This is a genomic window from Pseudomonas purpurea (genome assembly GCF_039908635.1).
GTDB classification, from domain to species: domain Bacteria; phylum Pseudomonadota; class Gammaproteobacteria; order Pseudomonadales; family Pseudomonadaceae; genus Aquipseudomonas; species Aquipseudomonas purpurea.
In genome coordinates this window covers 2,154,007-2,179,723 of sequence record NZ_CP150918.1, presented here as the reverse complement: position 1 = coordinate 2,179,723, position 25,717 = coordinate 2,154,007, and the positions used below count along the sequence as shown (strand labels likewise).

Genomic DNA, 25,717 nt, shown 5'->3' with positions numbered 1-25,717 from the left:
CCCAACTCACTCATAACGTAGCGCCTCCGCAGGCTGGGTGCGCGCGGCACGCCAGGCTGGATACAGGGTGGCGAGGAAACTCAGGACCAACGCGGCGCCGCAGACCATCAACACATCCTGGGCCTGCAATTGCGAGGGCAGGTAGTCGATGAAGTACACGTCGGCGTTAAGGAATTTGTGCCCGATCAGGCCTTCGAGACCGGAAATCGCAGCACTGACATTCAGCGCGGCGAACATCCCGACCACCGCGCCAATCGCCGTGCCCACGACACCAATCACCGTGCCCTGGACCATGAAGATCGCCATGATGGTCCCCGGCGTAGCGCCAAGGGTGCGCAAGATCGCGATGTCGCCCTTCTTGTCGTTCACCACCATCACCAGCGTGGAAATGATGTTGAACGCAGCAACGGCGACGATCAGCAGCAACAGCAGGCCGATCATGGCTTTTTCCATGCGGATCGCCTGATACAGGTTGCCGTGGGTGCGGGTCCAGTCGCGGGCGTAGTAGTGGTCTTCGCCGAGTTGCTGGGCGATGTTCCACGCAGTGCGCGGTGCCTGGAACAGGTCATCGAACTTGAGCCGCAGGCCCTTGAACCTGATCCGGCTTCCAGCGGTGCAGTTTCGCCAGATCCTGCAGGTTGGTGACGCCCAGGTAGCCGTCCAGTTCACCCGCGCCGACATGGAAAATGCCGACCACGGTGAAGCGCTTCATGCGCGGGAACATGCCGGCCGGCGTCACGGTGACTTCCGGGGCCACGAAGGTCAGCTTGTCGCCGATCCCCACGCCGAGCTTGGTCGCGGCCTTGTCACCGATCACGATGCCGAAGCTGCCGGGCGACAAGTCGTCCAGTTTGCCCTGCTTCATGAAGTTGTCGATGATCGAGACCTGCCGCTCCTGGGCCGGGTCGATGGCATTGAGCAGGACCTTCTGCACCTGGCCGTTGTTGGTCAACAGCCCCTGCATCTGGGTGAATGGCGCAACGGCCACCACCTGCGGGTTCTGCTTGACCTTGGCGGCTAGGCTTTGCCAGTCGCTGATGGCTTCACCGGATTCGATGGTCGCGTGGGGCACCATGCCCAGCACGCGGGTGCGCATCTCATGATCGAAGCCATTCATGACCGACAGCACCACGATCATCACGACCACGCCAAGGGCGAGCCCGATCATCGAGGTCAGGGAAATGAATGACACAAAATGATTGCGACGCTTTGCACGGGTATAACGCGTGCCGATAAATACGAAGAGAGGTCTGAACATGTCGGGGCTTGTTCGGAGGGAAAAGGAACGTCCTTGTGGCGGGGGTCGATAACCAGCTTTACACTCAGACCACCGCCGCTACCATGGGTTCGCCATGTCGACATTAGATGAAGAAGATCGCCGCGAATACTACCGTATCGAGGACACGATCGCACTGGAAATTAGGCCCCTGTCCGCCCCCGAAGCCGCAGGCCAGGATGTGTTACAGGATGCTTCGCCGCTGTTCAATCTGCTCAGCGAACTGCACCTGAGCGAATTCGAATCGCAGCACTTGCTGCGCCAGATCAGTGAACGCGACCGAAACACGGCCGCCTACCTGAAAGTACTCAACAAACGCATCGACCTGCTCAGTCAGGTCGTCGCCCTGACCGTGCTCGGCCAGATCGGTGAGCCGCAACCGGTGATTCTGTCCGAGGGCGGGATCGACTTCCAGCATCCGGCCCCCATCGCTGCCGGCGCTCACCTGTCGATCAAACTGGTGCTGATGCCGCAGGCTCTCGGCCTGCTGTTGCGGGCTCGCGTGACCCATTGCGACCGCAAGGGTGACGGCTACGACGTCGGCACCGAGTTCGAATACATGGCCGACGCCCAACGGCAATTGCTGGCCCGCTACATCTTGCAGAAACAGGCACAAGAACGACGCCTGGCCCGCGAGCAAAACGAATCAGGCAATTAATTAAGGAAGAACCGTGACCCTCATCTACGGCCATCGCGGCGCCAAAGGCGAAGCACCGGAAAACACCCTGACCAGTTTCCAGCAATGCCTCAAGCATGGGGTGCGTCGCTGTGAACTGGACCTGCACCTGTCCATGGACGGCGAGCTGATGGTCATCCATGACCCGACACTCAAGCGCACCACCGAACGTCGCGGCAAGGTAGTCGAACATTCAGCGGTGGACCTCGCCACCTACGACGCCCGCAAGGGTGGCCCGGGCTGGATCACGCCCTGCCCGATTCCGCGCCTGGAAGAATTGTTCGAGAAGTGCGATTTCGATCACTGGCAGCTTGAGGTCAAGAGCGCCTCACGGATGCGGGCAGCGACAACCGTGCTGGCAATCCGGGAAATGGCCCAACGCTTCGGTGTAATGGACAAGATCACCATCACCTCAAGCTCGAGGGAGGTCCTGAAAGCCGCGCTGGACCTGGTGCCGGACGTGTCTCGCGGACTGGTCGCCGAATACGCCTGGCTCGACCCGTTGAAAGTCGCGCAAAGTTATGGCTGTGGGATTCTGGCGCTGAACTGGACCCTGTGTACGCCGGAACGCCTGCAGAAGGCGCAGCGTCAAGGGCTGCATGTGTCGGTGTGGACAGTCAACGAGCCCGCGCTGATGCGCAGGCTCGCTGATTTCGGCGTTGACAGCCTGATTACAGACTTTCCCGGTTTGGCCACTGCCACCCTCGAGAATTGCTGAAATCGGTCTCCCCGGCCGGCTCAGGCCACCGGCCGGAGCCGCTCAAAAAAGCCGGTTGAGGCCGTCGTAGGCCGCGACCCGATAGGCTTCGGCCATGGTCGGGTAGTTGAACGTGGTGTTGACGAAGTACTTCAACGTGTTCAGCTCACCCGGCTGGTTCATGATGGCCTGGCCAATGTGAACGATTTCCGAGGCTTGATAGCCGAAGCAATGCACGCCCAGGACCGCCAGCGTTTCGCGGTGAAACAGGATCTTCAGCATGCCTTGCGGCTCGCCGGCAATCTGCGCCCGCGCCATGCTCTTGAAGAACGCCTTGCCGACTTCATACGGCACTTTGGCCTGGGTCAGCTCTTGTTCGTTCTTGCCGATCGAACTGATCTCCGGAATGGTGTAGATCCCGGTCGGTACGTCATTGACGAAGCGCCAACTGCCATTATCGACGATGCTGCCAGCAGCCGAACGGCCCTGGTCGTGGGCGGCACTCGCCAGGCTCGGCCAGCCAATCACGTCACCGGCACCGTAGATGTTCGGTACGCAGGTGCGGTAGTTCTCGTCGACTTCGATCTGGCCACGGCTGTTGACCTTCACGCCGATGTTTTCCAGACCCAGAGCGTCGGTGTTACCGGTACGGCCGTTGCACCAGAGCAAGGCATCGGCCTTGATCTTCTTGCCGGACTTGAGGTGCAGGATCACGCCGTTGTCCACGCCTTCCACCCGATCGTAATCTTCGTTGTGGCGCACAGTGATGTTGTTGTTGCTGAAGTGATAACTCAGCGCCTGGGAGATTTCCGAGTCGAGGAAACTCAGCAACTGACCACGGTTGTCCACCAGTTCCACCAGCACACCCAGGCCACTGAAGATCGAGGCGTACTCGCAACCGATCACGCCAGCGCCGTAAACGATCAGTTTGCGCGGGGTGTGGCCGAGGCTGAGGATGGTGTCGCTATCGTAGATACGCGGGTGGTGGAAATCGATGTCGGCCGGGCGATACGGACGCGAGCCGGTGGCGATGATGATGTGCTTGGCCACCAGTTTTTCGACCACGCCGTTGGCGCAGACCACTTCGACGGTTTGCTCGTCTGCAAAGCTGCCGGTGCCGAAGAACACGTCAACGCGGTTACGGGCGTAATAGCCGGTACGCGAGGCGACTTGTTTGGAAATGACTTTTTCTGCGCTTTTCAGCACGTCCGGGAACGAGAACCAGCGCGGTTCACCAATGGCCCGGAACATCGGGTTGGTGTTGAACTGCATGATCTGCCGGACCGAGTGACGCAAGGCCTTGGACGGGATGGTGCCCAGGTGGGTGCAGTTGCCGCCGACCTGACGACGACTATCGACCATCGCCACCTTGCGCCCTGCTTTGGCGGCGTTCATTGCCGCGCCTTCTCCCGCCGGGCCGGAACCCAATACCACCACGTCGTAGTTGTAGACAGCCATGCGTACTCCTCAGAACAGGCCACGGCACCCCGTTGGCACCTGCGGCTAAATCATGCCGGCCTTGCGGCATGAAGGAACAATTTTGGGGTCAGTCGAAAACCCAGGAACAGTCTATAGAAGCGTCAACGCCGCGCACATTAACCCTTGGTCGCGTCGTAGGCTAGTTTTGCCTGCACTACAGCGCCAGCAATCTTTGCCAATGACCCTGTGTTCACTTGGTTTTTCCGGCGCTCAAGCGCTCAAACGCCGGGCTGGTTCGTGTGACGAAGCCTGTATCGGCACGCATCACAAAAAACGCACCGACGTCGTGTTGCTCTGCGTAGTCCCAGCCGCGTTCCGGGCCAAGAATCAGCAACAGCGTCGATAAGCCATCAGCCATCAGCGTCGAAGGATGAATCACCGTGACTGACGCCAGAGTGTGTGAGACCGGCGCACCAGTGCGTGCATCGAAGGTGTGGGAAAAGCGCTGGCCGCCCTGCTCGAAATAGTTACGGTAGTCGCCGGACGTGGACACGCCGTAGCCATCGACGGTGATGATGCGCTCGGCTACTTGCCGGTCATCACGCGGCTCTTCCAGCGCGATGCGCCATGCAGAGCCGTCGAGTTTCTTGCCAACTGCCTTGAGTTCACCAGTGGCTTCAGCGAGGTAGTTGTGGATACCCAATGCTTCGAGTTTTGCGGCAATCGTGTCGACAGCGTAACCGGCGGCGATGCTGTTGAAGTCGACTTCGACGGCGGCATCCTTGCACAGCTGATCACCTTCGATACGCAGGTGCCCATGACCAACCCGCTGCCGCACCTCGGCGAGCGCTTCGGCGGTCGGGACCTTTTCCTCACGAGCCTGAGGGCCAAAACCCCATAGGTTGAGCAACGGTTCTACCGTCAAGTCGTAGGAACCGTCGCTTTGTACTGAGAGTTGCTCACCAACCCGAATCAATTCGAGGACCGGCGCGGGCATTGCCTGACAACGGTTGGCGGGTAAATCGTTGAAGCGCTCGATGTCCGAGTCACTGCGATAAGTGGACATCTGCCGGTCGACGTCAGCAAGGATCTTTTCAACCTGGACGCGGACGTCGGCGGGTGCGGGAAGACCGGCATGGCGCACGTATTGGATGGAATAGCTGCTGCCCATAGTCGGGCCGCCGAAGCTTTCCATGGAGTCGCCGTTGCCGCAGCCGAAGAGGCTGCCTATCAATACAACAAGACTCCACAACCGCCACCTCAACAAATCCTGCCCCCTCAGAACAATCCCCCTGACACAACGCCAAGGCCAGCCATTATGCGATAGAACGGTGGGAGCGAGCTTGCTCGCAATGAGGCCGGTACATTCAACATTGATGTCGCCTGTCAGCCAGTTGTCGCGAGCAAGCTCGCCCCCACATTTGGCCAGCGTTGCCCCGACCTCTAATTCGCTCCGCCCCGCAATCCATACTTCGTAATAGAAAAAACGTTTAAGAAGCAACCTAACAAGTTGTTGCCTACCGTTCTACATACACATATTGTTACAACTACGTTTGCCGAGGGAGCCTGCCCTCATGGTCGGCGAGGACGCGTCTAAATCATGGATTTCCAACAAGACAGCTAAAAGTGAGTACGTTCAAATGTCCTCGAGCACGGGCAAAGGCAAGGCAATCTTTCGCGTTGTCAGCGGTAACTTTCTGGAGATGTTCGACTTCATGGTCTATGGCTTCTACGCCACGGCCATCGCCAAGACCTTCTTTCCTGCCGACAGTGCATTCGCTTCCCTGATGCTGGCGCTGGCCACCTTTGGTGCCGGCTTCCTGATGCGCCCGCTGGGTGCAATCTTTCTCGGCGCCTACATCGATCGTCACGGTCGCCGTAAAGGCTTGATTATCACCCTCGCCTTGATGGCAGCCGGCACGGTGCTGATTGCCTGCGTGCCGGGCTATGCAAGCCTGGGCGTCGCGGCGCCGCTGATCGTACTGTTCGGCCGCTTGCTGCAAGGCTTCTCTGCTGGCGTGGAGCTGGGCGGTGTTTCCGTCTATCTGGCCGAAATCGCGACGCCTGGCCGCAAGGGCTTCTTCGTCAGTTGGCAGTCCGCGAGCCAACAAGCCGCCGTAGTGTTTGCCGGGTTGCTCGGTGTGGGCCTCAACCATTGGCTGAGCCCGGAACAAATGGGCGACTGGGGCTGGCGCGTACCGTTCCTGATCGGCTGCATGATCGTGCCAGTGATTTTCGTGATTCGGCGTTCGCTGGAAGAAACCCCCGAATTCCAGGCCCGTAAACACCGCCCGAGCCTGCGGGACATTGTCCGCTCGATCACTCAGAACTTCGGCATTGTCCTGGCCGGCATGGCGCTGGTGGTGATGACCACCGTGTCGTTCTACCTGATCACGGCCTACACCCCGACCTTCGGCAAAGCCGAACTGCACCTGTCGGACTTCGACGCGCTGCTGGTGACGGTATGCATTGGCCTGTCGAACTTCTTCTGGCTGCCGGTGATGGGGTCGCTGTCCGACAAAATAGGCCGTAAACCCCTGTTGCTGGCGGCGGCCATCCTGGCAATCCTGACGGCTTACCCGGCGCTGTCGTGGCTGGTGGCCAACCCGAGCTTCAGCCATCTGCTGATCGTCGAGTTGTGGCTGTCGTTCCTCTACGGCTCGTACAACGGTGCCATGGTCGTGGCCCTGACCGAAATCATGCCGATTGAAGTGCGCACCACCGGTTTCTCCCTGGCCTACAGCCTGGCGACCGCGACCTTCGGCGGCTTTACGCCGGCGGCCTGTACGTTCCTGATCCACGTGCTGGACAACAAGGCTGCACCGGGGATCTGGCTCAGCGGTGCGGCGGTGCTGGGGTTGATTGCGACACTGGTGCTGTTCCGGGGCAATAAGCATGAACTGCGTACGGCGCAAGCGGCGGTGGTTGGCGGCGTCCGGTAGATCGCATTCGCGGGCAAGTCGGACGCCGCACGGCTCGCTCTACAGGTCGTGTGCGATTTAAATATTGGCGCATAGAGGCTTGCCTGCGAAGAGGCCCATCCAGGCCACACACCCACACCAGATAAACCGCACAAACAAAAACGCCCCGACCAAAGTCGGGGCGTTTTCATGTGCGGCTAAGGCTTAGCGCGGGAATGCTGGCGGGTTTACACCGGCCATGTCTTCCATCACGCGAACTACCTGGCAGCTGTAACCGAATTCGTTGTCGTACCAAACGTACAGAACAACGCGGTTGTCTTGGCAGATGGTTGCTTCAGCATCCACGACGCCTGCGTGGCGCGAGCCAACGAAGTCGGTGGAAACCACTTCCTGCGAGTTGACGAAGTCGATTTGCTTATGCAGATCGGAGTGCAGCGCCATGTAGCGCAGGTACTCGTTCATCTCTTCACGGGTGGCGGCTTTCTCAAGGTTCAGGTTGAGAATGGCCATCGACACGTTAGGCGTCGGAACGCGGATCGCGTTACCGGTCAGCTTGCCGGCCAACTCAGGCAGGGCCTTGGCAGCAGCGGTGGCAGCACCGGTCTCGGTGATCACCATGTTCAGCGCGGCGCTACGGCCACGGCGGTCGCCCTTGTGGAAGTTGTCGATCAGGTTCTGGTCGTTGGTGTACGAGTGAACCGTTTCAACGTGGCCGTTGACGATACCGAACTTGTCATTGACAGCCTTGAGCACCGGCACGATGGCGTTGGTGGTGCAAGAAGCCGCGGACACGATCTTGTCGTCAGCCGTGATTTCGCCGTGGTTGATGCCGTGAACGATGTTCTTCAGCTTGCCCTTGCCAGGCGCGGTCAGAACAACGCGGTCGATACCCGGGCAGGCCAGGTGCTGACCCAGGCCGTCGGCGTCACGCCATACACCGGTGTTGTCCACCAGCAGTGCGTTTTTGATGCCGTACTGGGTGTAGTCCACCTCGGTCGGGTTCTTCGCGTAGATCACCTGGATCAGGTTACCGTTGGCGGTGATGGTGTTGTTTTCTTCGTCGATGGTGATGGTGCCGTTGAAAGAACCATGTACCGAGTCGCGGCGCAGCAGGCTGGCGCGCTTGGTCAGGTCGTTCTCGGCGCCTTTGCGCACCACGATGGCGCGCAGACGCAGGCCGTCGCCACCACCGGTTTTTTCGATCAGGATGCGCGCCAGCAGACGGCCGATACGACCGAAGCCGTACAGGACAACGTCGGTGCCTTTGCGAGCGGAAGCGTTTTGCTGGCCAACCACGTCAGCCATTTCTTCACGGACGAACTGCTCGGCAGTGCGGCCATTGCCTTCGACGCGGAATTTGTACGCCAACTTGCCCAAGTCTACCGAAGCCGCGCCGAGCTTGAGCTCGCTCATGGCTTTAAGCAGAGGGAATGTTTCGTGGACGGAGAGTTCGCTATCGTCGGAAGAACGATGGCGAGCAAAGCGGTGCGCTTTGAGAATCGCGATGACAGACTGGTTGATCAGGCTGCGGCCATAGATCGAGCTCACCACGTTGTTATTGCGGTAGAGCTGACCGATAAGCGGAATCATCGCTTCTGCGAGTGCTTCACGGTCGATCCATTCACCAAGACACTGGTCGGGCTTCTGAGTCACGGGAACCTTCCACATGTAGGGGCAGAAAAAAGGGGCTACATTATGCCGCCGAGTGCCTCCCGTAGCAATGCGCGCCTGTCGTGCGGGCCGTAACAAAATCCCCTTAAAAAAAATCACCCCCCTCTAAAGCCCACTGAAACCGGGGCCTCCAGCGCAGCCTGATTTTCGGACCTGACACCGACTTGTCCGTAACCATCCGTAATACCCACCCGTTTTGGCACTACATAATCAGCAAAAAACCCGAAAAAACCGCCGGTTTTTGTCTTTACCACTACATTTCGCCAAACCCGCGTAATAGACACAGTCTGCAACTGACAGCCGGCACCCGGGGCCGTTACAATCACCGACTTTGTCGCAACGCTTGGAGCTCAACCTTCCGTGCCCGTTCTGCGTCTACCGCTTCTCCCTGCCGCGGCAGGTAAACAGCACTGGGGCAACCTGCCCGGTGCCGCCCTGAGCCTGGCCATTGCCGAGGCCGCCAGCGCTGCCAAGCGCTTTACCCTGCTGCTGACCGCCGACAGCCAAAGTGCCGAACGGCTGGAACAGGAGCTGAGTTTCTTCGCCCCGGATTTGCCCGTGCTGCATTTCCCGGACTGGGAAACCCTGCCTTACGACCTGTTTTCGCCGCACCAGGACATCATTTCCCAGCGCATCGCCAGCCTCTACCGGCTACCCGAGCTGAGCCATGGCGTTTTGGTCGTGCCGATCACCACCGCCCTGCATCGCCTGGCGCCGACCAAGTTCCTGCTCGGCAGCAGCCTGGTGCTGGACATCGGCCAGAAGCTCGACGTCGAGCAAATGCGCACGCGGCTGGAAGCCACCGGCTATCGTTGCGTCGACACTGTTTATGAGCACGGCGAATTCGCGGTGCGCGGCGCGCTGATCGATTTGTTCCCGATGGGCAGCAAACTGCCCTACCGCATCGATCTGTTCGATGACGAAATCGAAACCCTGCGCACCTTCGACCCGGAAAACCAGCGCTCCATCGACAAGGTCGAGTCGGTTCGGCTGTTGCCTGCCAAAGAATTCCCACTGCAAAAAGAAGCCGTCACCCGCTTCAAGGCCCGCTTCCGCGAGCGCTTCGATGTCGACTTCCGTCGCTGCCCGATCTTCCAGGACCTGAGCAGCGGCATTACCCCGGCCGGCATCGAGTACTACCTGCCGCTGTTCTTCGAAGAAACCTCCACGCTGTTCGACTACCTGCCCCAGGACACCCAAGTGTTCTCTTTGCCGGGCATCGAGCAAGCGGCGGAAAACTTCTGGAACGACGTGCGCAACCGTTATGAAGAGCGGCGCATCGACCCGTCACGGCCATTGCTGCCCCCGGCAGAATTGTTCCTCCCGGTAGAAGACTGCTTTGCGCGCCTCAAGAGTTGGCCGCGCGTGGTTGCCAGCCAACAGGACGTCGAAACCGGCGTCGGTCGTGAACGCTTTCCGGCCAAACCATTGCCGAACCTGGCCATCGAAGCCAAGGCCACCGCGCCACTGGCCGCATTGTCGGGCTTCCTCGACGAGTTCCCCGGCCGCGTGCTGTTCACCGCCGAATCGGCCGGTCGCCGCGAAGTGCTGCTGGAACTGCTGGAACGCCTGAAGCTGCGACCGAAAACCGTCGACAGCTGGCCAGACTTCGTCGCCAGCAAGGAGCGCCTGGCGATCACCATTGCGCCGCTGGACGAAGGCCTGGTGCTCGACGATCCCGCACTGGCGCTGATCGCCGAAAGCCCGCTGTTCGGTCAGCGCGTGATGCAGCGTCGCCGCCGCGAGAAACGCGCCGACGCCAACAACGACGCCGTCATCAAGAACCTTACCGAACTGCGCGAAGGCGCGCCGGTAGTGCATATCGATCATGGCGTTGGGCGTTATCTGGGCCTCGCCACGCTGGAAATCGAAAACCAGGCCGCCGAGTTCCTGACCCTTGAATACGCCGAGGGCGCCAAGCTGTATGTGCCGGTGGCCAACCTGCACCTGATCGCCCGCTATACCGGCAGCGACGATGCGCTCGCGCCGCTGCACCGCCTCGGCTCCGAGACCTGGCAAAAAGCCAAGCGCAAAGCCGCCGAACAGGTACGGGACGTCGCCGCCGAACTGCTCGACATCTATGCCCGCCGCGCCGCCCGCGAAGGGTACGCCTTCGCCGACCCGAAAGCCGATTACGCCACCTTCAGCGCCGGTTTCCCGTTCGAAGAAACCCCGGACCAGCAAACCACCATCGAAGCCGTGCGCGAAGACATGCTCGCGCCCAAACCGATGGACCGACTGGTCTGCGGCGATGTGGGCTTCGGCAAGACCGAAGTGGCCATGCGTGCCGCGTTCATTGCGGTCCATGGCGGTCGCCAGGTGGCAATCCTGGTGCCGACCACCCTGCTCGCCCAGCAGCACTACAACAGCTTCCGCGACCGCTTCGCCGACTGGCCGGTGACTGTGGAAGTGATGAGCCGCTTCAAGTCGACCAAAGAAGTGAATGCTGCCGTGGCGGATCTCGCCGAAGGCAAGATCGACATCGTCATCGGCACCCACAAGCTGCTGCAAGACGACGTAAAAATCAAAAACCTCGGGCTGGTGATCATCGACGAAGAACACCGCTTCGGTGTCCGCCAGAAAGAACAGCTCAAGGCTTTGCGCAGTGAAGTCGACATCCTGACCCTGACCGCCACGCCGATTCCGCGCACGCTGAACATGGCTGTGTCGGGCATGCGCGACCTGTCGATCATTGCCACGCCACCGGCGCGCCGGCTGTCGGTGCGCACCTTCGTCATGGAGCAGAACAAAAGCACGGTCAAGGAAGCCCTGCTGCGTGAGCTGCTGCGGGGCGGCCAGGTCTACTACCTGCACAACGATGTGAAGACCATCGAGAAATGCGCCGCCGACCTCGCCGAACTGGTCCCGGAAGCACGGATCGGCATCGGCCACGGACAGATGCGCGAACGCGAACTCGAACAGGTGATGAGCGACTTCTATCACAAGCGCTTCAACGTGCTGATCGCCTCGACCATCATCGAGACCGGCATCGACGTGCCGAGCGCCAACACCATCATCATCGAACGTGCCGACAAGTTCGGCCTGGCGCAATTGCACCAGTTGCGCGGTCGCGTGGGTCGCAGTCACCACCAGGCGTACGCCTACCTGCTGACCCCGCCGCGCCAACAGATCACCCCGGACGCGGAAAAGCGCCTGGAAGCCATCGCCAACACCCAGGACCTCGGCGCCGGTTTTGTGCTGGCCACCAACGACCTGGAAATCCGTGGCGCCGGCGAACTGCTGGGCGACGGCCAGAGCGGGCAGATTCAGGCCGTCGGCTTCACGCTGTACATGGAAATGCTTGAGCGCGCCGTGAAATCGATCCGCAAGGGCGAACAACCGAACCTCGACCAACCGCTGGGCGGCGGCCCGGAAATCAACCTGCGCTTGCCGGCATTGATTCCGGAAGACTACCTGCCGGACGTCCATGCGCGGTTGATCCTCTATAAACGCATCGCCTCGGCCATCGACGAGGACGGCCTCAAGGACCTGCAAGTGGAGATGATCGACCGCTTCGGCCTGTTGCCGGAGCCGACCAAGAACCTGGTGCGCATGACCCTGCTGAAATTGCAGGCCGAGCAACTGGGTATCAAGAAGGTCGACGGTGGCCCGCAAGGCGGTCGTGTCGAGTTCGGCGCGCAAACGCCGGTCGACCCACTGGTACTGATCAAACTGATTCAAGGCCAGCCCAACCGCTACAAATTCGAAGGCGCCACGGTGTTCAAGTTCATGGTGCCGATGGAGCGCCCGGAAGAACGCTTTAATACTGTTGAGGCACTGTTTGAACGCCTCACCCCAAAAACTGCTTGAAGGACGCCGAATGCGCCTGTTTCGCTCACTGACCTTGCTCCTGACCCTGGTCGCCCCCGCGGCATTTGCCGACAGCCTGTATCAGGTTGAAATGATTCTGGTCCGGCAAAATGCCGTGCCTGCCATCGTCAGCCGCGCCGCGCCGGAAGACTGGGCCGCGGGTGCACGCCCGGTCACCGCCGACAGCCTGCGCACGCCAAGCCTCAACGCCGAAGCGCAGAAACTGCGCGCCAACCCCGATTACACGGTGTTGCTGCACAAGGCCTGGCAACAGAACCTGGGGGAAGACGCCAGCAAAGTGTCGATCAGTGAAGGCCTGGAGCAATTCGGCCAGTTCCCGATCGAGGGCACGCTGAACCTGAAACTGGGTCGCTTCACCGACGTCGACGCCGACTTCTGGGTCAATCAGCTCAACAGCAACGGTTTGGTCACGGCCAGCGAACGCCTGAAACAGCAAAGCCACACCAAGAACGGTCAGCTGAACTTCCTCGACAACGGCCACCTGGGCCTGCTGATCAAGATCACCTCGTTGACCGCCCCCGCGCCGCGCCAAGCCCCCGATGTCATACCGGACTGAATGAAGTCCCTATGCCCTCTCGCTTAAGCAAACCCCTGGCACCTTCCTGGGTCAGCCGATTCAAGGAACAGAGCCTGGAGCGTGGCCGTCGCTACGCACTGGAAAACCGCGTCAGGATCGTCGAAGCCGGCGACAGCACCATCACCGCCAGTTGCGAAGGCTCTGGCGGGAATGTTTACCGTCAGACCCTTCACTTGCGCGAGTCCGCCAAAGGCACTCTGCTGCTGGTCGACGCCACGTGCAGTTGCCCCGTGCGCAGCAATTGCAAGCACTGCGCCGCCGTGTTGCTGCACGTTCAGGAAACCCTCGAGTTCCCGGCCGCCGCGAAAGACGCCGAGCTACTGGAAAAACTGCAAGCCGTGCTGGAAAACCGTCGCCCTGCCCCATTACCGCAATTGCTGGTGGATAATGTGCAACCGGTGCCGCGCCTGTGGCTCGCCAGTATTGAGTTCAGCGCCTTCGAACCGCGCAACGGCAAGATGCAACGCTACATTCAGCACCGTGCCGCGCTGTCCTTCAGCTACATGGACGAGTACGTCAGCGGCCAGAAAAACGCCGACATCCTGATTCGCCAGGAGACACAGACGCTTCGGATCAAACGACAGCTGGAAGTCGAAAAGTCCTACCGCGAGCAGTTGCGAATGCTCGGTTTCAAGATTGCCACCCGCCAGAGCAAGGCCCTGCCGGAAAGCGCTGGCGAGCTGTTTGAAATGGTCAACGACAGCGCCTGGCTGACGTTTACGCTCAATGAGCTGCCCAAGCTGCGCGCCCAGGGCTGGGAACTGCAAATCGACGAGGACTTCGGCTTCGACCTGACGGCCGTCGATGACTGGTACGCCACGGTCGAAGAAGCACCCGAGCGCGACTGGTTCGACCTGGAGCTGGGGATCATCGTCAACGGCGAACGCCTCAGCCTGCTGCCGATCCTGCTGAACCTGATGCGCTCGCACACGGAACTCCTCAACCCGGAACGCCTGGCCAAACGTCGCGACGACGAGCTGATTCTGGTGAACATCCCGAACCGCCCGAACTCCGAACACGGCCCGTTGCAAGTCGCACTGCCGTTTGGGCGCCTGAAACCCGTGCTGGCAACTCTGGGGGAGTTCTATCTGCAAGAGCCCGGTGAGACCACGCTGCGCTTGAGCAAGGCCGATGCCACACGCCTGAATCCGCTGGAAGGCTTCCCGCTGCTGTGGGAGGGCGGCGAGCAGATCCGCACCTTCGCCCAGCGCCTGCGCGACATCAAGGACTACACCGCCGAGGCACCCGAAGGCCTGAATGCAACGCTACGGCCTTATCAACTTGAAGGCTTGAGCTGGATGCAGTCGCTGCGGCAGCTGGAAGTCGGCGGCATTCTCGCGGATGACATGGGACTGGGTAAAACCCTACAGACTCTGGCGCATGTGCTGACCGAGAAAAATGCCGGACGCCTCGACCGCCCATGCATGGTGGTGATGCCCACCAGCCTGATCCCCAACTGGCTCGACGAGGCGGCGCATTTTGCCCCACAGCTCAAAGTGCTTGCACTGTATGGCGCCGGGCGCAAAAAACACTTCGAGCACCTGGCCGACTACGACCTGATTCTCACCACCTACGCATTGCTGCCCAAGGATGTCGAACGCCTCGCGGCGCAGCCATTGCACGTGCTGGTACTCGACGAAGCGCAATACATCAAGAACCCCACCAGCAAGGCCGCCCAGGCAGCGCGCGAGCTTAACGCCCGCCAGCGCCTGTGCCTGAGCGGCACACCGCTGGAAAATCACCTGGGTGAGTTGTGGTCGCTGTTTCACTTCCTGCTGCCCGGCTGGCTCGGCGATGTAAAAAGCTTCAACCGCGACTACCGCGTGCCCATCGAAAAACGCGCCAGCGAAGTGCGATTGCAGCACCTGAACGGTCGGATCAAACCCTTCCTGTTGCGCCGGACCAAGGAGCAGGTCGCCACCGAGTTGCCGCCCAAGACCGAAATCATCCACTGGGTCGACCTTAACGAAGCGCAGCGCGACGTGTATGAAACCATGCGCCTGGCGATGGACAAGAAAGTCCGCGACGAGATCACGCGCAAAGGCGTAGCACGCAGCCAGATCATCATTCTGGAGGCGCTGCTCAAGCTGCGTCAGGTGTGTTGCGACCTGCGACTGGTCAACGAAGCAACCCTGCCCACGCGCGGCAGCACGTCCGGCAAGCTCGACAGCCTGATGGAAATGCTTGAGGAGCTGTTTGAGGAAGGTCGCAAAATCCTGCTGTTTTCACAGTTCACCTCGATGCTGTCGCTGATCGAAGATGAGCTGAACAAACGCGGCGTCGCCTATTCATTGTTGACCGGACAAACCCGGGACCGGCGAACACCAGTGAAAGACTTCCAGAGCGGTAAACGGCAGATTTTTCTGATCAGCCTGAAGGCTGGTGGCGTAGGCCTGAACCTGACAGAAGCCGACACGGTGATTCACTACGATCCGTGGTGGAACCCGGCGACGGAAAACCAGGCCACTGACCGTGCCTATCGGATCGGTCAGGAGAAACCGGTGTTCGTCTACAAGATGATCGCCCGCGGAACGGTCGAAGAGAAAATCCAGCATTTGCAGAAGGAAAAATCCGACTTGGCGGCGGGCGTGCTGGATGGGCGCAAGGCCGGAGACTGGAAGCTGCAGAGCGACGACATTGAAGCGCTGTTTGCGCCACTGCCGGATAAATCGAAGATTTAGCGGCGGCTGCGAGATCGCCATCGCGAGCAAGCTCGCTCCCACAGTAGTTTTATGATGTCCCACCCTAGTGGGCAAACATAGATCCAATGTGGGAGCGAGCCTGCTCGCGATGGGGTCACTCGATGTAAAGCCTGGCTCAGCCTTTAAGCACCCGCGCCAAGGTCGACTTCACCTTACCCATCCCGTCATGCAGCGCCTGCTCGATCTCGGCCATGGTGATCACCGCCGTCGACTTGCCCGCCGCCGGGTTCACCACCAGCGCCAGACAGGCGTAATCCAGCTCCAACTCTCGGGCCAGCGCGGCTTCCGGCATACCGGTCATGCCGACAATGTCGCAACCGTCACGCTCCAGACGGGCGATTTCCGCTACGGTTTCCAGGCGCGGCCCTTGCGTACAGGCGTACACCCCATGGCTGCTGTAAGCGCAGCCTTCGGCTGCCAGCGCGGCAATCAACTGCTCGCGCAACGGTTCGCTGTACGGATAGCTGAAGTCGATGTGGGTGACGTGCTCCAGGTCATCGGCAAAATAGGTGTGCTGACGACCGCTGGTGTAGTCAATCAGTTGATGAGGCACGCAGAAATGCCCGGTACCCATGGCGGCATGAATGCCGCCGACCGCATTGACCGCCAGAATTGCTTCGGCGCCCACCTGCTTCAAAGCCCACAGGTTGGCCCGATAGTTCACCTGATGCGGTGGAAAACGGTGCGGATGACCGTGACGCGCCAGGAACAACACTTCACGCCCGGCGTACTCGCCGACCTGAATCTCGGCCGACGGCGCGCCGTACGGCGTGTCCAATGCCAACGACTGGCGAATGCTCAAGCCTTCGAGCTGCGTCAGGCCGGTGCCACCGATAATCGCGTAAACCGTCATTGTAAAAAGTCCTTAATCAATCAGTTGGGCATCTTTGAGCGCACCGAGGGCAGTGAGCCAACGCGGGTCCTGGCGGTATTCGGTGTTGGCAAATGCCTGGCCACGCATCCGCGCAATACGCGGCGACGGCTTGACCTTCAAGCGCTGGGCCGCGCTCAGGGCCAGTTCGGCCGCCGCCCGGTCGTTGCACACCAGGCCCATGTCGCAACCGGCCGACAGCGCCACCTCGATTCGACTGGCCGCATCGCCGACCACATGGGCACCGGCCATCGACAGATCATCGCTGAAGATCACGCCGTCAAACTGCAACTCGCCACGCAGAATCTCCTGCAACCAGCGGCGCGAAAAACCGGCCGGCCGGGAGTCGACCTGCGGATAGATCACGTGAGCCGGCATGACGGCCGCCAACTGCTTGCTCAAACGAGCGAACGGCACCAGATCATTGGCACGGATCTCGTCGAGGCTACGCTCGTCATTGGGTATCGCGACGTGGGAGTCTGCCTCTGCCCAGCCGTGGCCGGGAAAATGCTTGCCTGTGGCCGCCATGCCGGCACTGTTCATGCCACGGATAAAGGCCCCCGCCAGCAGCGCGGCGCGCTCGGGGTCACCTTCAAATGCGCGACTGCCCACCACCGCACTGCGCTGATAATCGAGGTCCAGCACCGGGGCGAAGCTCAGGTCCAGACCGACCGCCAGCACTTCAGTCGCCATGATCCAGCCACACTGCTCGGCCAGGTACTCGGCGTTCGGGTTATCGGCGATTGCACGCATTGCCGGCAAACGCACGAAGCCCTGACGCAAGCGCTGAACGCGACCGCCCTCCTGGTCTACTGCCAGCAGCAGATCCGGTCGAACAGCACGGATCGATGCACTCAACTCCCGAACCTGACGCGGATGCTCAATGTTGCGTGCAAAGATGATCAAGCCGCCCACTTCGGGCTGGCGCAACAATTGGCGATCTTCAGCCGTCAGCCAGGTACCGGCGACGTCCACCATCAACGAGCCTTGCAGGCCAGCAGTCATAGAGATTCCTTGATTACGAAAAGCGCGCGCGGCGCATCTTTGAAGAACCCGGCCCGGCGCAGACGCACGACTTCGCCACCAAGGGCAATGCCCGGTGGGACGTGGTCTGCAAAAGGAAATTGGAGCGGGTCTGAAACGAGAGTCGGCATGGGCGGCTAGCTTAGCGGATGTAAGCTGCCGCGCCCACCCGTGTGCCACTAAACCTTGGCGGCCACCGGCGCCGACTTGCTGCGAGGGCGCAACTGGGCGGCGGCCATGGCGTCGTCAGTGACGCCGGTTTCGGCGCGCATGCCAGCCGCCAGAAACGGCACCATCAGGCGCATCACCTGCTCAATGGAAGTATTCACACCGAAGTCAGTCTCGGCGATAGCACGCAAGGCCTTGATCCCCGACATGCTGAACGCGGCCGCGCCGAGCATGAAATGCACGCGCCAGAACAGTTCGATAGGCGGAATACGCGGTGCCGCGTCGTTGACCAGCAGCATGTAACGACGGAAAACCTTGCCGTACATGTCTTCCAGGTAACGCCGCAAATGGCCTTGGCTCTGGCTGAACGCCAACCCCAGCAAACGCATGAATATGGAAAGATCGTTGCCACTGCGGGGCTGCACGACCAGCGCTTGCTCTACAAGAATTTCCAGCAGGTCTTCCAGCGAAGGCTTGTTGTCAGGCTTGGCCTGACGACGCTCCAGCTCACGATCGAGGCTGATGCAGAACGGCCCGAGAAAACGCGAAAACACCGCCTGGATCAGCGCTTTTTTCGAGCCGAAGTGATAGTTCACCGCCGCCAGATTGACACCGGCCTTGCTGGTGATCAGCCGCAATGAAGTTTCAGCAAACCCTTTTTCCGCGAACAACTGCTCGGCAGCATCAAGAATGCGTTCTACGGTTTCCGACTGGGCCATGGCTACTCCGCCTGACAAACACTTGTTTGAAACATACGTTTCAGCTTGTGTCTTGTCAAGGCTGGCAGTTCGTTTTGCGAATGGTCGGTCAGCTATTTAACCATACCTGTTGAAAGCTGTAGTCAGTCCTACAGACGCTGGACCGACGATCTGCAGGACGACCGTCCAGCGGACGGCAAAAAATCGAGGATTGCCAAGAATTCTTCACTGTATATAATCCCAGTCACTGTATAAAAAGACAGAGCGATCGACATGCTAAAACTGACGCCCCGCCAAGCTGAGATTCTGGCTTTTATCAAACGCTGCCTCGAAGACAACGGCTATCCGCCAACCCGCGCGGAAATCGCCTTGGAACTGGGTTTTAAATCGCCCAACGCGGCGGAAGAACACCTCAAGGCGCTGGCCCGCAAGGGCGCTATCGAAATGACGCCCGGCGCGTCTCGTGGCATTCGCATTCCGGGTTTTGAAGCCAAGGCTGACGAATCCACCTTGCCGATCATTGGCCGGGTGGCCGCGGGCGCGCCGATTCTGGCCCAGCAACACATCGAAGAATCCTGCAACATCAACCCTGCCTTCTTCCACCCTCGCGCTGATTATTTGTTGCGCGTGCATGGCATGAGCATGAAGGACGTCGGCATTTTTGATGGCGACCTGCTGGCTGTCCATACCACCCGCGAAGCCCGCAATGGCCAAATCGTTGTGGCACGGATCGGTGATGAGGTGACGGTAAAACGCTTCAAGCGCGACGGCAGCAAAGTCTGGCTGATTGCCGAAAACCCTGAGTTCGCGCCTATCGAGGTGAATCTGAAAGATCAGGATCTGGTGATCGAAGGCTTGAGCGTCGGCGTCATCCGCCGTTAAAGGAGGCTTTATGCAGTTCCCACATCTACCACAGCAGGCACAACTGACCTTGTTCGAAGCCTTCATGGTTCAACCGTTGGCGCCAACCCTGAAAGAGACAGTGCAGTCCCCCTGGATCGCCGAGCCCGAAGTATTCAGCGAACTGTCTTTGCGTGGTGCCGCCGGGAACTGCCTGAGCCTGCTGGCGCCCATCCTCAGAGAGCTGAGCCAGGAGCAGGACGCTCGCTGGCTGACACTGATTGCACCACCGGCGAGCCTGACTCAAACCTGGTTGCGTGACGCCGGCCCTGAACCGCGAGCGCATCCTGCTTTTGCAACCGCGCGGCACACAAAGCGCTCTGCAACTGACCTGCGAAGCGTTACGCCTGGGGCGCAGTCACACCGTCGTCAGCTGGTTGAACCCACTAAACAGCGCCTCCCGGCAACAGTTGATCAGCGCCGCCCGTATCGGAGAGGCACAAAGTCTGAATATTCGACTGGGTTAAGTGTCACGTAATGTGCACTTGAAGACACAGGGCTTCTCCAGGACAGAGAAGCCGATCTGAAAAACCGAGCAGCGATAATCTCTTACCAAAAACCGACAAACGGAATCAGTGAAGAACCCGCGACCCTTCTTCTTTGTCGAATTCACCTTCAACCAGGCGTCCCGCCATCTGCACTCCAACGCTCAACATCGCCTTGGCGACTTCAACGTGCTGGCCCTGCAAGAAAGCCTTGGCATCCTCGGAGAAATCCAAAGTAACCAGAGAACCCTCGTCCTCGGCCCTGCGCAGCTCGATACGGCCGTCTGGTAACTCGACAATTTCTAGAAAGGACGTTGGCATAAAGGTCTGTTCTCCACGAAAGGCCGGGATTATATAGGCATCGGCCAGGCTTCGCTCGGGATCTTGAGGAACGGTCATCAGCCAACCGTTCCGAAAAGTCTCTTGCAGCCGGTCATTCCCGCCGATCGCCCTCTAATGCCCCCGCCTTCAAAAATTCGGCTTGTACTCAAAAGCCGCTGAAGCCTGGGAGTCAGAAAATGGCACGATCACCGACTTTTTATTGAGGAAGCCATTAACAATGGAGCCGGGGAACATCTGGATCGAATTGTTGAAAACCTCTACCGCACTGTTGAAGAGGGTAATCGCCGCACCAATATTTTCTTGCTGCTCGGTGATTTCCCGCATGAAGCTGTTAACCAATTCATTGGCTTTGAGTTCTGGATAAGCCTCAAATGCCACGTTCAATCCTGCCAACAATTCCCGCGTACCCAGCTGAACGGGCAATAGAGCCCCACCATTGGCCTCCTGCGGCAACCTGCCAATGGCCGAGCGCAAACCCGTGATCTTTTCCAACAGCGCGCCTTCGTACTCCTTGAAACTCACAACCTGCTGTTCAAGCAGATCAAGCACCCTGGTTTTCTGCCGCTCATACACCAGGACATCAGCCCAGGCGCGCTGCGCACGGTTATGCCGGCCAATGATTCGGTTGGAACAGGTCCAGAAGGTAATCCCGACCACGACCGCGATAATCAATAACAAACCCATCGTCTAATACTCCATGTTTTTTACGGTTTTCGCGGAAGGCGCAAAATTGTCGTCGTGTAACTCGGCCAATCGATGAACCCACAACAGCAGTAAGTCCAGACGAGGGAATCGGATGCCCGTCTCGATAAGCCGATTAAAGCCCTGTAAATTCTTCAGACCCTGTGATGCCTCCGCCTCAAGCACACCCGTATCGCTGAAACTCAGGCACAGCCGCCCCTGACCCGAAAACTCCAGGTTGACGTCGCTCAACTGCTCAGTGAGCTGCATCATGTGCAATACCGTGGCCGGCTTGGCAAAGAGGGCACAGGCCATCTGCGTTTTGCCTGTCAGGTGAAACGCACGGTTGAATTCACTGGATGTTGTATCCAGTGTTTCTTCAAGGTCCAGCGCCCCGAACCGGTCACCGCGTACACGTACGTTCGCGATCCATGGAAAGTTCAGTACCAGACTATGCCGTGCATACTTGCTATCAATCGTCTTGGTTTCAACCTTGGTGCCGCCCGCGCCATCTGGCACCTTGGTTTCGCGGGTTTCGCGATCTACATACTGAAAGTGCTGGTAAGTGAAGGGCAGTTCATGAAGCGCGCCGAGGTAAGTGCCCTGAACCGTTTTCATTAATTGGCGACTGTAGGAGCCTCGATGAAACTCCTTGAACTCTGCGCGCAGACTCTCGAGAACGCTCACATCGGGATTGAACCGTTCATTCAACCCATGGGTAAACATCGCCGACTTTTGAGCGATTGTTTTGGAAAGTGCATCCACCAGACCTGAGCGGTTATCCATTACCAGCCAACTGCCAAGCAAGAATCCAAGCCCGAACAACAGCAACGGTATGAAAAACACCGTGGCCGCGATCAGCGCGAAACCGATGTTGCGAAACAACTTGGGCGTGGCGTTATCAAACTCTAATGGTCCACCAAATGCTTCGATCCGCCTGATCACATCAAGCAAATCCGAGGGGCTGGCGGCTGCTTCAACGTCTGCATTCGACTGTTCGAAGAGCTGACGCAGTTTCTTGTTATGCAATACAGAAGACATGCTTCATCCCTGAAAAGACCAACGGCACACGGTGCCCGATCCGGTTATGTGCCTAGCACTCGTTAAGACCTTCGCGAAAGCGGATCGCCAACCCTTTCAGGTTCTGACGCCAGCTCTCAAGCTCCTCACGACTCAACTCCGGCGCCTGCTCTTCGTCAAGATTGACCGCCACAATCAATGGCTGCGTCACATCGCCCTTGGGTTTGTGGGGCGCGCGCGGCGGCTGGAACATCGCTGCGTGGGCAGCGAGCAGTTTCGCCAGCCAGGTTTCGGGGTTATGTGCCAACTCAACCATCTCCGCCATCTCGGGGATGGCAATGGCTTCGAGGATTTCACGCGTCAGCAGCATCTCCGCCCGTGGCGCATTGGCCTGCGGCAAACGGTAGAAACCGGCGATTTCATGGCACAGCCCCAGCAGCGCACCGTACAGGTGAAACAGCGTAGATTCGCGACCCGCCTGAATCAGCGCCAGGGAATTCATCGCCCGCCCCTCTTCCGCCCGGGCCAGCGCCTCAAGCGATAGACCAGCGAAGTAAATTTTCTGATTGGTACGGGTATAGAGTTCGTGGGCCATGACGGCAATCTCCACAACGAAATAGACTTCACGCAGGCCGGACAGTGTCATGGATCACCTCCGCTTCCCGCAAGCACAAAACAAAAGGCCGCATGAAAACCCGAAGGTTGTCATGCGGCCTTTTCAGTGCAGTGACGTTTTAAGCCTTTGCGGGGGTACGCTTGTCTTCAACCGTCCACTTGCCGCCGTCGTAGAACGCTTTCCAGCCAGTAGGCTTGCCGTCGACTTCGGTCTGCACGTACTGCTCTTTGGTCTTGCGGCTGTAACGGATCACCGCTGGACGACCGTCCGGGTCCTTCTTCGGCGCTTCGCAGAGGAAGTGATACTTCGGATCGATCTCATCCTTGTGCGGCACGATCTCGATCACCAGCGGAGCACGGGTCTCGCGATTTTTCGGGAACTGACTGGCCGCCAGGAACAGGCCGGAAGCACCGTCACGCAGGATGTAGGTGTCGTTGACCTTTTCGCACTTGAGCTCCGGCATCTTCACCGGGTCCATCTTCGGCGGCGCCGCGTCACCGCTCTTCAGCAGTTTGCGGGTGTTCTTGCAGGTTGCATTGGTGCACCCGAAGAACTTGCCGAAACGACCCGTCTTGAGCTGCATCTCGCTGCCGCACTTGTCGCATTCCAGGCTTGGACCTTCATAGCCCTTGATGCGATAGCTGCCCTCTTCGATCTCATAACCCGAGCAATCCGGGTTATTACCGCAGATGTGCAGCTTGCGCTTCTCATCCAGCAGGTACGCATCCATTGCGGTGCTGCAGATCGGGCAACGGTGTTTACCACGCAGCACCAGCGACTCCGATTCACCCTCGTCGTCCGCCGCGATTTCATCGCCCGGCACGAGGTTGACGGTGGCCTTGCAGCGTTCTTTCGGCGGCAGGCTGTAGCCCGAGCAACCGAGGAACACGCCGGTCGATGCGGTACGAATCTGCATCGGGCGACCGCAGGTCACACACGGAATATCGGTCATGACCGGTTGGTTGGCGCGCATGCCGCTTTCCGGGCTCTCGGCGACTTCGAGTTTTTTCTTGAAGTCACCGTAGAACTCGTCGAGCACGCTTTTCCAGTCACGTTCGCCCTGGGCGACGTCATCGAGATTCTCTTCCATGCCGGCAGTGAAGCCGTAGTCCATCAGATTGGAGAAGCTCTCGGACAGGCGCTCGGTGACGATGTCACCCATCTTCTCCGAGTAGAAGCGACGGTTGTGCAGCGCAACGTAACCGCGGTCCTGAATGGTCGAAATGATCGCCGCGTAGGTCGAAGGACGACCGATACCGCGTTTTTCCATTTCTTTAACCAGGCTCGCTTCCGAGTAACGTGCTGGCGGCTTGGTGAAGTGCTGGGTGGGATCAAGCTTGATCAGCTTCATCGCATCGCCCTGGGCCATGTCTGGCAACACATCATCGTCGCCCGGCTTGGCGATTTGCGGCATGACGCGGGTGTAGCCGTCGAATTTCAGGATGCGGCCCTTGGCGCGCAACTCGAAGTCACCGGCACCCACGGTGACCGTGGTCGACAGGTATTGGGCCGGCAGCATCTGGCAAGCCAGGAACTGGCGCCAGATCAGCTCGTAGAGCCGCTCTGCATCACGCTCCATGCCCGACAGCTTGCTTGGCTCGGTATTGGCGTCAGACGGACGAATCGCTTCGTGAGCCTCTTGTGCGCCTTCCTTGCTGCTGTAGACGTTCGGGTTTTCCGGCAGGTACTTCTTGCCGAACTCGTCTTCAATATAAGTACGCGCCATCGTCACGGCATCAGCCGAGAGGTTAGTGGAGTCGGTACGCATATAAGTGATGTAGCCGGCTTCGTACAAGCGCTGGGCCATCATCATGGTTTTCTTCACGCCGAAACCCAGACGGTTGCTCGCGGCCTGTTGCAGGGTCGACGTGATGAACGGCGCCGATGGCTTGCTGCTGGTCGGCTTGTCTTCGCGCTTGACGATGCTGTAGCTGGAGGCCTTGAGCTTTTCCAGCGCAGCCATGGCCTGGGTTTCGTTCAGCGGTTTGAAGGCTTCGCCTTTCTCGCGGGCCACGTCAAAGCGCACGGTAGCACCCTTGGCGGTACCGAGGTCGGCGTGTACTTCCCAGTATTCTTCCGGGTTGAACGCGCGAATTTCACGTTCACGCTCCACCACCAGTTTCACGGCAACCGATTGCACGCGACCTGCGGACAGACCACGAGCAATCTTGGCCCACAACAGTGGCGAAACCATGTAACCCACCACGCGGTCGAGGAAGCGACGCGCCTGCTGAGCGTTAACCCGATCAATGTCCAGCTCGCCCGGCTGGGAGAAGGCTTCCTGAATCGCCTTCTTGGTGATTTCGTTGAACACCACGCGCTTGTAGCGGCTGTCATCACCACCGATGGCTTCGCGCAGGTGCCAGGCAATGGCTTCCCCCTCGCGATCCAAGTCCGTTGCGAGATAGATGGTGTCAGCATCCTTGGCGAGCCGGCGCAGCTCTTCGATGACTTTCTCCTTGCCCGGGAGGATCTCGTACTTGGCTTTCCAGCCATGGTCCGGATCAACCCCCATGCGCGAGACCAGCTGCTTGCGCGCTTTCTCTTTCGGCGACAGCGCCGGCACTTCACCTGCAGCGGCCTTGCCGCGCTTGGCGGCAGGCTCTTTGCTGGCGCTAGCCGAACCGCTGGTGGGCAGGTCTCGGATATGGCCGATACTCGACTTCACCACGTATTGGTTACCCAGATACTTGTTGATGGTCTTGGCCTTAGCCGGGGATTCCACAATGACCAGCGATTTGCCCATGGATCAGAAAATTCCTGAATTCTAGAAGTGAAAGGCGGTTGGCGCCTGACGCGGCACCGCTATATATAGTGGCAACAAGGTGAGGTCAAGCGCAGGGTTCTGCGCGCTCTCAGCTTATGGCCTTGAAAAAAGGCTCGGTTCAGCCTGCACCAAAGCAAAGCGCGGGACCTGTTCGCCGTCAACTTCGACCGACTCCAGGAACATGCTCAAGGGACGCACCCAAAAGCCGTAATCGCCATACAGTGCTTGGTAAAACACCACTTCTTCTTCGGTCTCGGAATGCCGCGCAACGCTGAAAACGCGGTACTGCGGCCCCTTGTAATGCTGATAGAGCCCAGGTTCGACTTTCATGCTTTGGCCCTCTCACAACGCTCATAAAAATAAAGACAAAAAATCT

General features: G+C 59.4%; 19 protein-coding genes and 2 pseudogenes. 8 read left to right on the top strand and 13 right to left on the bottom strand.

Annotation, left to right across the window (positions count from 1 at the left end; genetic code table 11):
- Positions 1 to 6 precede the first annotated feature (6 nt).
- Positions 7 to 1,258 (bottom strand): annotated as a pseudogene (locus tag AABM54_RS09785) (lipoprotein-releasing ABC transporter permease subunit).
- A gap of 94 nt (positions 1,259 to 1,352) precedes the next feature.
- On the opposite strand from AABM54_RS09785, the gene AABM54_RS09780 reads away from it, so the two are divergent.
- Positions 1,353 to 1,934 carry a PilZ domain-containing protein gene (locus tag AABM54_RS09780; protein ID WP_347905129.1) on the top strand — a complete coding sequence of 194 codons (582 nt, stop codon included), beginning with the start codon at positions 1,353 to 1,355 and terminating at the stop codon, positions 1,932 to 1,934.
- 13 nt (positions 1,935 to 1,947) lie between these two features.
- Positions 1,948 to 2,670: a glycerophosphodiester phosphodiesterase gene (locus AABM54_RS09775; RefSeq protein WP_347905128.1), complete on the top strand. Its 723-nt coding sequence runs from the start codon at positions 1,948 to 1,950 to the stop codon at positions 2,668 to 2,670.
- Between the two features lie 42 nt (positions 2,671 to 2,712).
- Here the strand turns inward: AABM54_RS09775 and sthA are convergent, their stop codons facing one another.
- Both sthA and AABM54_RS09765 read right to left on the bottom strand, forming a co-directional pair.
- Positions 2,713 to 4,107: a Si-specific NAD(P)(+) transhydrogenase gene (gene sthA, locus AABM54_RS09770; protein ID WP_347905127.1), complete on the bottom strand. Its 1,395-nt coding sequence runs from the start codon at positions 4,105 to 4,107 to the stop codon at positions 2,713 to 2,715.
- Positions 4,108 to 4,318: 211 nt separating this feature from the next.
- Entirely contained in the window at positions 4,319 to 5,302 is a 984-nt protein-coding gene (locus AABM54_RS09765; protein WP_347905126.1) for an FAD:protein FMN transferase, read from the bottom strand.
- 406 nt (positions 5,303 to 5,708) lie between these two features.
- On the opposite strand from AABM54_RS09765, the gene AABM54_RS09760 reads away from it, so the two are divergent.
- Positions 5,709 to 7,010, top strand: coding sequence for an MFS transporter (locus AABM54_RS09760; protein ID WP_347905125.1), 1,302 nt, complete (start codon positions 5,709 to 5,711; stop codon positions 7,008 to 7,010).
- Positions 7,011 to 7,193: 183 nt separating this feature from the next.
- Here AABM54_RS09760 and AABM54_RS09755 read toward each other — a convergent pair whose 3' ends face one another.
- Complete coding sequence (locus AABM54_RS09755) at positions 7,194 to 8,657, bottom strand: glyceraldehyde-3-phosphate dehydrogenase (protein WP_347905124.1); 1,464 nt, start codon at positions 8,655 to 8,657, stop codon at positions 7,194 to 7,196.
- Between the two features lie 363 nt (positions 8,658 to 9,020).
- Here AABM54_RS09755 and mfd point away from each other — a divergent pair, with 363 nt between their 5' ends.
- The 3 genes from mfd to AABM54_RS09740 are packed head-to-tail and all read left to right on the top strand — an operon-like array spanning position 9,021 to position 15,749.
- Positions 9,021 to 12,470 carry a transcription-repair coupling factor gene (gene mfd, locus AABM54_RS09750; RefSeq protein WP_347905123.1) on the top strand — a complete coding sequence of 1,150 codons (3,450 nt, stop codon included), beginning with the start codon at positions 9,021 to 9,023 and terminating at the stop codon, positions 12,468 to 12,470.
- A 10-nt stretch (positions 12,471 to 12,480) separates the two neighbouring features.
- Positions 12,481 to 13,047, top strand: a complete 567-nt coding sequence (locus AABM54_RS09745) for a CsiV family protein (RefSeq protein WP_347905122.1) — start codon at positions 12,481 to 12,483, stop codon at positions 13,045 to 13,047.
- Positions 13,048 to 13,058: 11 nt separating this feature from the next.
- A complete protein-coding gene (locus AABM54_RS09740; RefSeq protein WP_347905121.1) occupies positions 13,059 to 15,749 on the top strand; it encodes a DEAD/DEAH box helicase in 2,691 nt (896 codons plus the stop codon).
- Positions 15,750 to 15,885: 136 nt separating this feature from the next.
- On the opposite strand, the gene AABM54_RS09735 is transcribed toward AABM54_RS09740, so the two are convergent.
- From AABM54_RS09735 to AABM54_RS09725, 3 genes are all read right to left on the bottom strand, one after another.
- Positions 15,886 to 16,623, bottom strand: coding sequence for an S-methyl-5'-thioinosine phosphorylase (locus AABM54_RS09735; RefSeq protein ID WP_347905120.1), 738 nt, complete (start codon positions 16,621 to 16,623; stop codon positions 15,886 to 15,888).
- Between the two features lie 12 nt (positions 16,624 to 16,635).
- Positions 16,636 to 17,634 carry a beta-N-acetylhexosaminidase gene (gene nagZ / locus AABM54_RS09730; RefSeq protein ID WP_347906161.1) on the bottom strand — a complete coding sequence of 333 codons (999 nt, stop codon included), beginning with the start codon at positions 17,632 to 17,634 and terminating at the stop codon, positions 16,636 to 16,638.
- A gap of 209 nt (positions 17,635 to 17,843) precedes the next feature.
- Positions 17,844 to 18,551, bottom strand: coding sequence for a TetR family transcriptional regulator (locus AABM54_RS09725; protein WP_347905119.1), 708 nt, complete (start codon positions 18,549 to 18,551; stop codon positions 17,844 to 17,846).
- A 252-nt stretch (positions 18,552 to 18,803) separates the two neighbouring features.
- Between AABM54_RS09725 and lexA the strand changes: the two genes are divergently transcribed.
- Positions 18,804 to 19,412 (top strand): transcriptional repressor LexA, encoded by a 609-nt coding sequence (lexA, locus tag AABM54_RS09720; RefSeq protein ID WP_339544700.1) that lies wholly within the window; start codon positions 18,804 to 18,806, stop codon positions 19,410 to 19,412.
- Between the two features lie 10 nt (positions 19,413 to 19,422).
- A pseudogene (gene sulA, locus AABM54_RS09715) lies at positions 19,423 to 19,897 on the top strand (SOS-induced cell division inhibitor SulA).
- A gap of 105 nt (positions 19,898 to 20,002) precedes the next feature.
- Here sulA and AABM54_RS09710 read toward each other — a convergent pair.
- From AABM54_RS09710 to AABM54_RS09685, 6 genes are all read right to left on the bottom strand, one after another.
- Complete coding sequence (locus AABM54_RS09710) at positions 20,003 to 20,236, bottom strand: hypothetical protein (protein WP_046041430.1); 234 nt, start codon at positions 20,234 to 20,236, stop codon at positions 20,003 to 20,005.
- A 147-nt stretch (positions 20,237 to 20,383) separates the two neighbouring features.
- Entirely contained in the window at positions 20,384 to 20,941 is a 558-nt protein-coding gene (locus AABM54_RS09705; protein WP_347905118.1) for a LemA family protein, read from the bottom strand.
- 3 nt (positions 20,942 to 20,944) lie between these two features.
- Positions 20,945 to 21,979, bottom strand: coding sequence for a hypothetical protein (locus AABM54_RS09700; protein ID WP_347905117.1), 1,035 nt, complete (start codon positions 21,977 to 21,979; stop codon positions 20,945 to 20,947).
- A gap of 52 nt (positions 21,980 to 22,031) precedes the next feature.
- Entirely contained in the window at positions 22,032 to 22,553 is a 522-nt protein-coding gene (locus AABM54_RS09695) for a DUF6586 family protein (RefSeq protein WP_347906160.1), read from the bottom strand.
- A gap of 139 nt (positions 22,554 to 22,692) precedes the next feature.
- A complete protein-coding gene (gene topA / locus AABM54_RS09690) occupies positions 22,693 to 25,320 on the bottom strand; it encodes a type I DNA topoisomerase (RefSeq protein WP_347905116.1) in 2,628 nt (875 codons plus the stop codon).
- Positions 25,321 to 25,434: 114 nt separating this feature from the next.
- Positions 25,435 to 25,671: a DUF1653 domain-containing protein gene (locus AABM54_RS09685; protein WP_347905115.1), complete on the bottom strand. Its 237-nt coding sequence runs from the start codon at positions 25,669 to 25,671 to the stop codon at positions 25,435 to 25,437.
- Between the last annotated feature and the right edge of the window lie 46 nt (positions 25,672 to 25,717).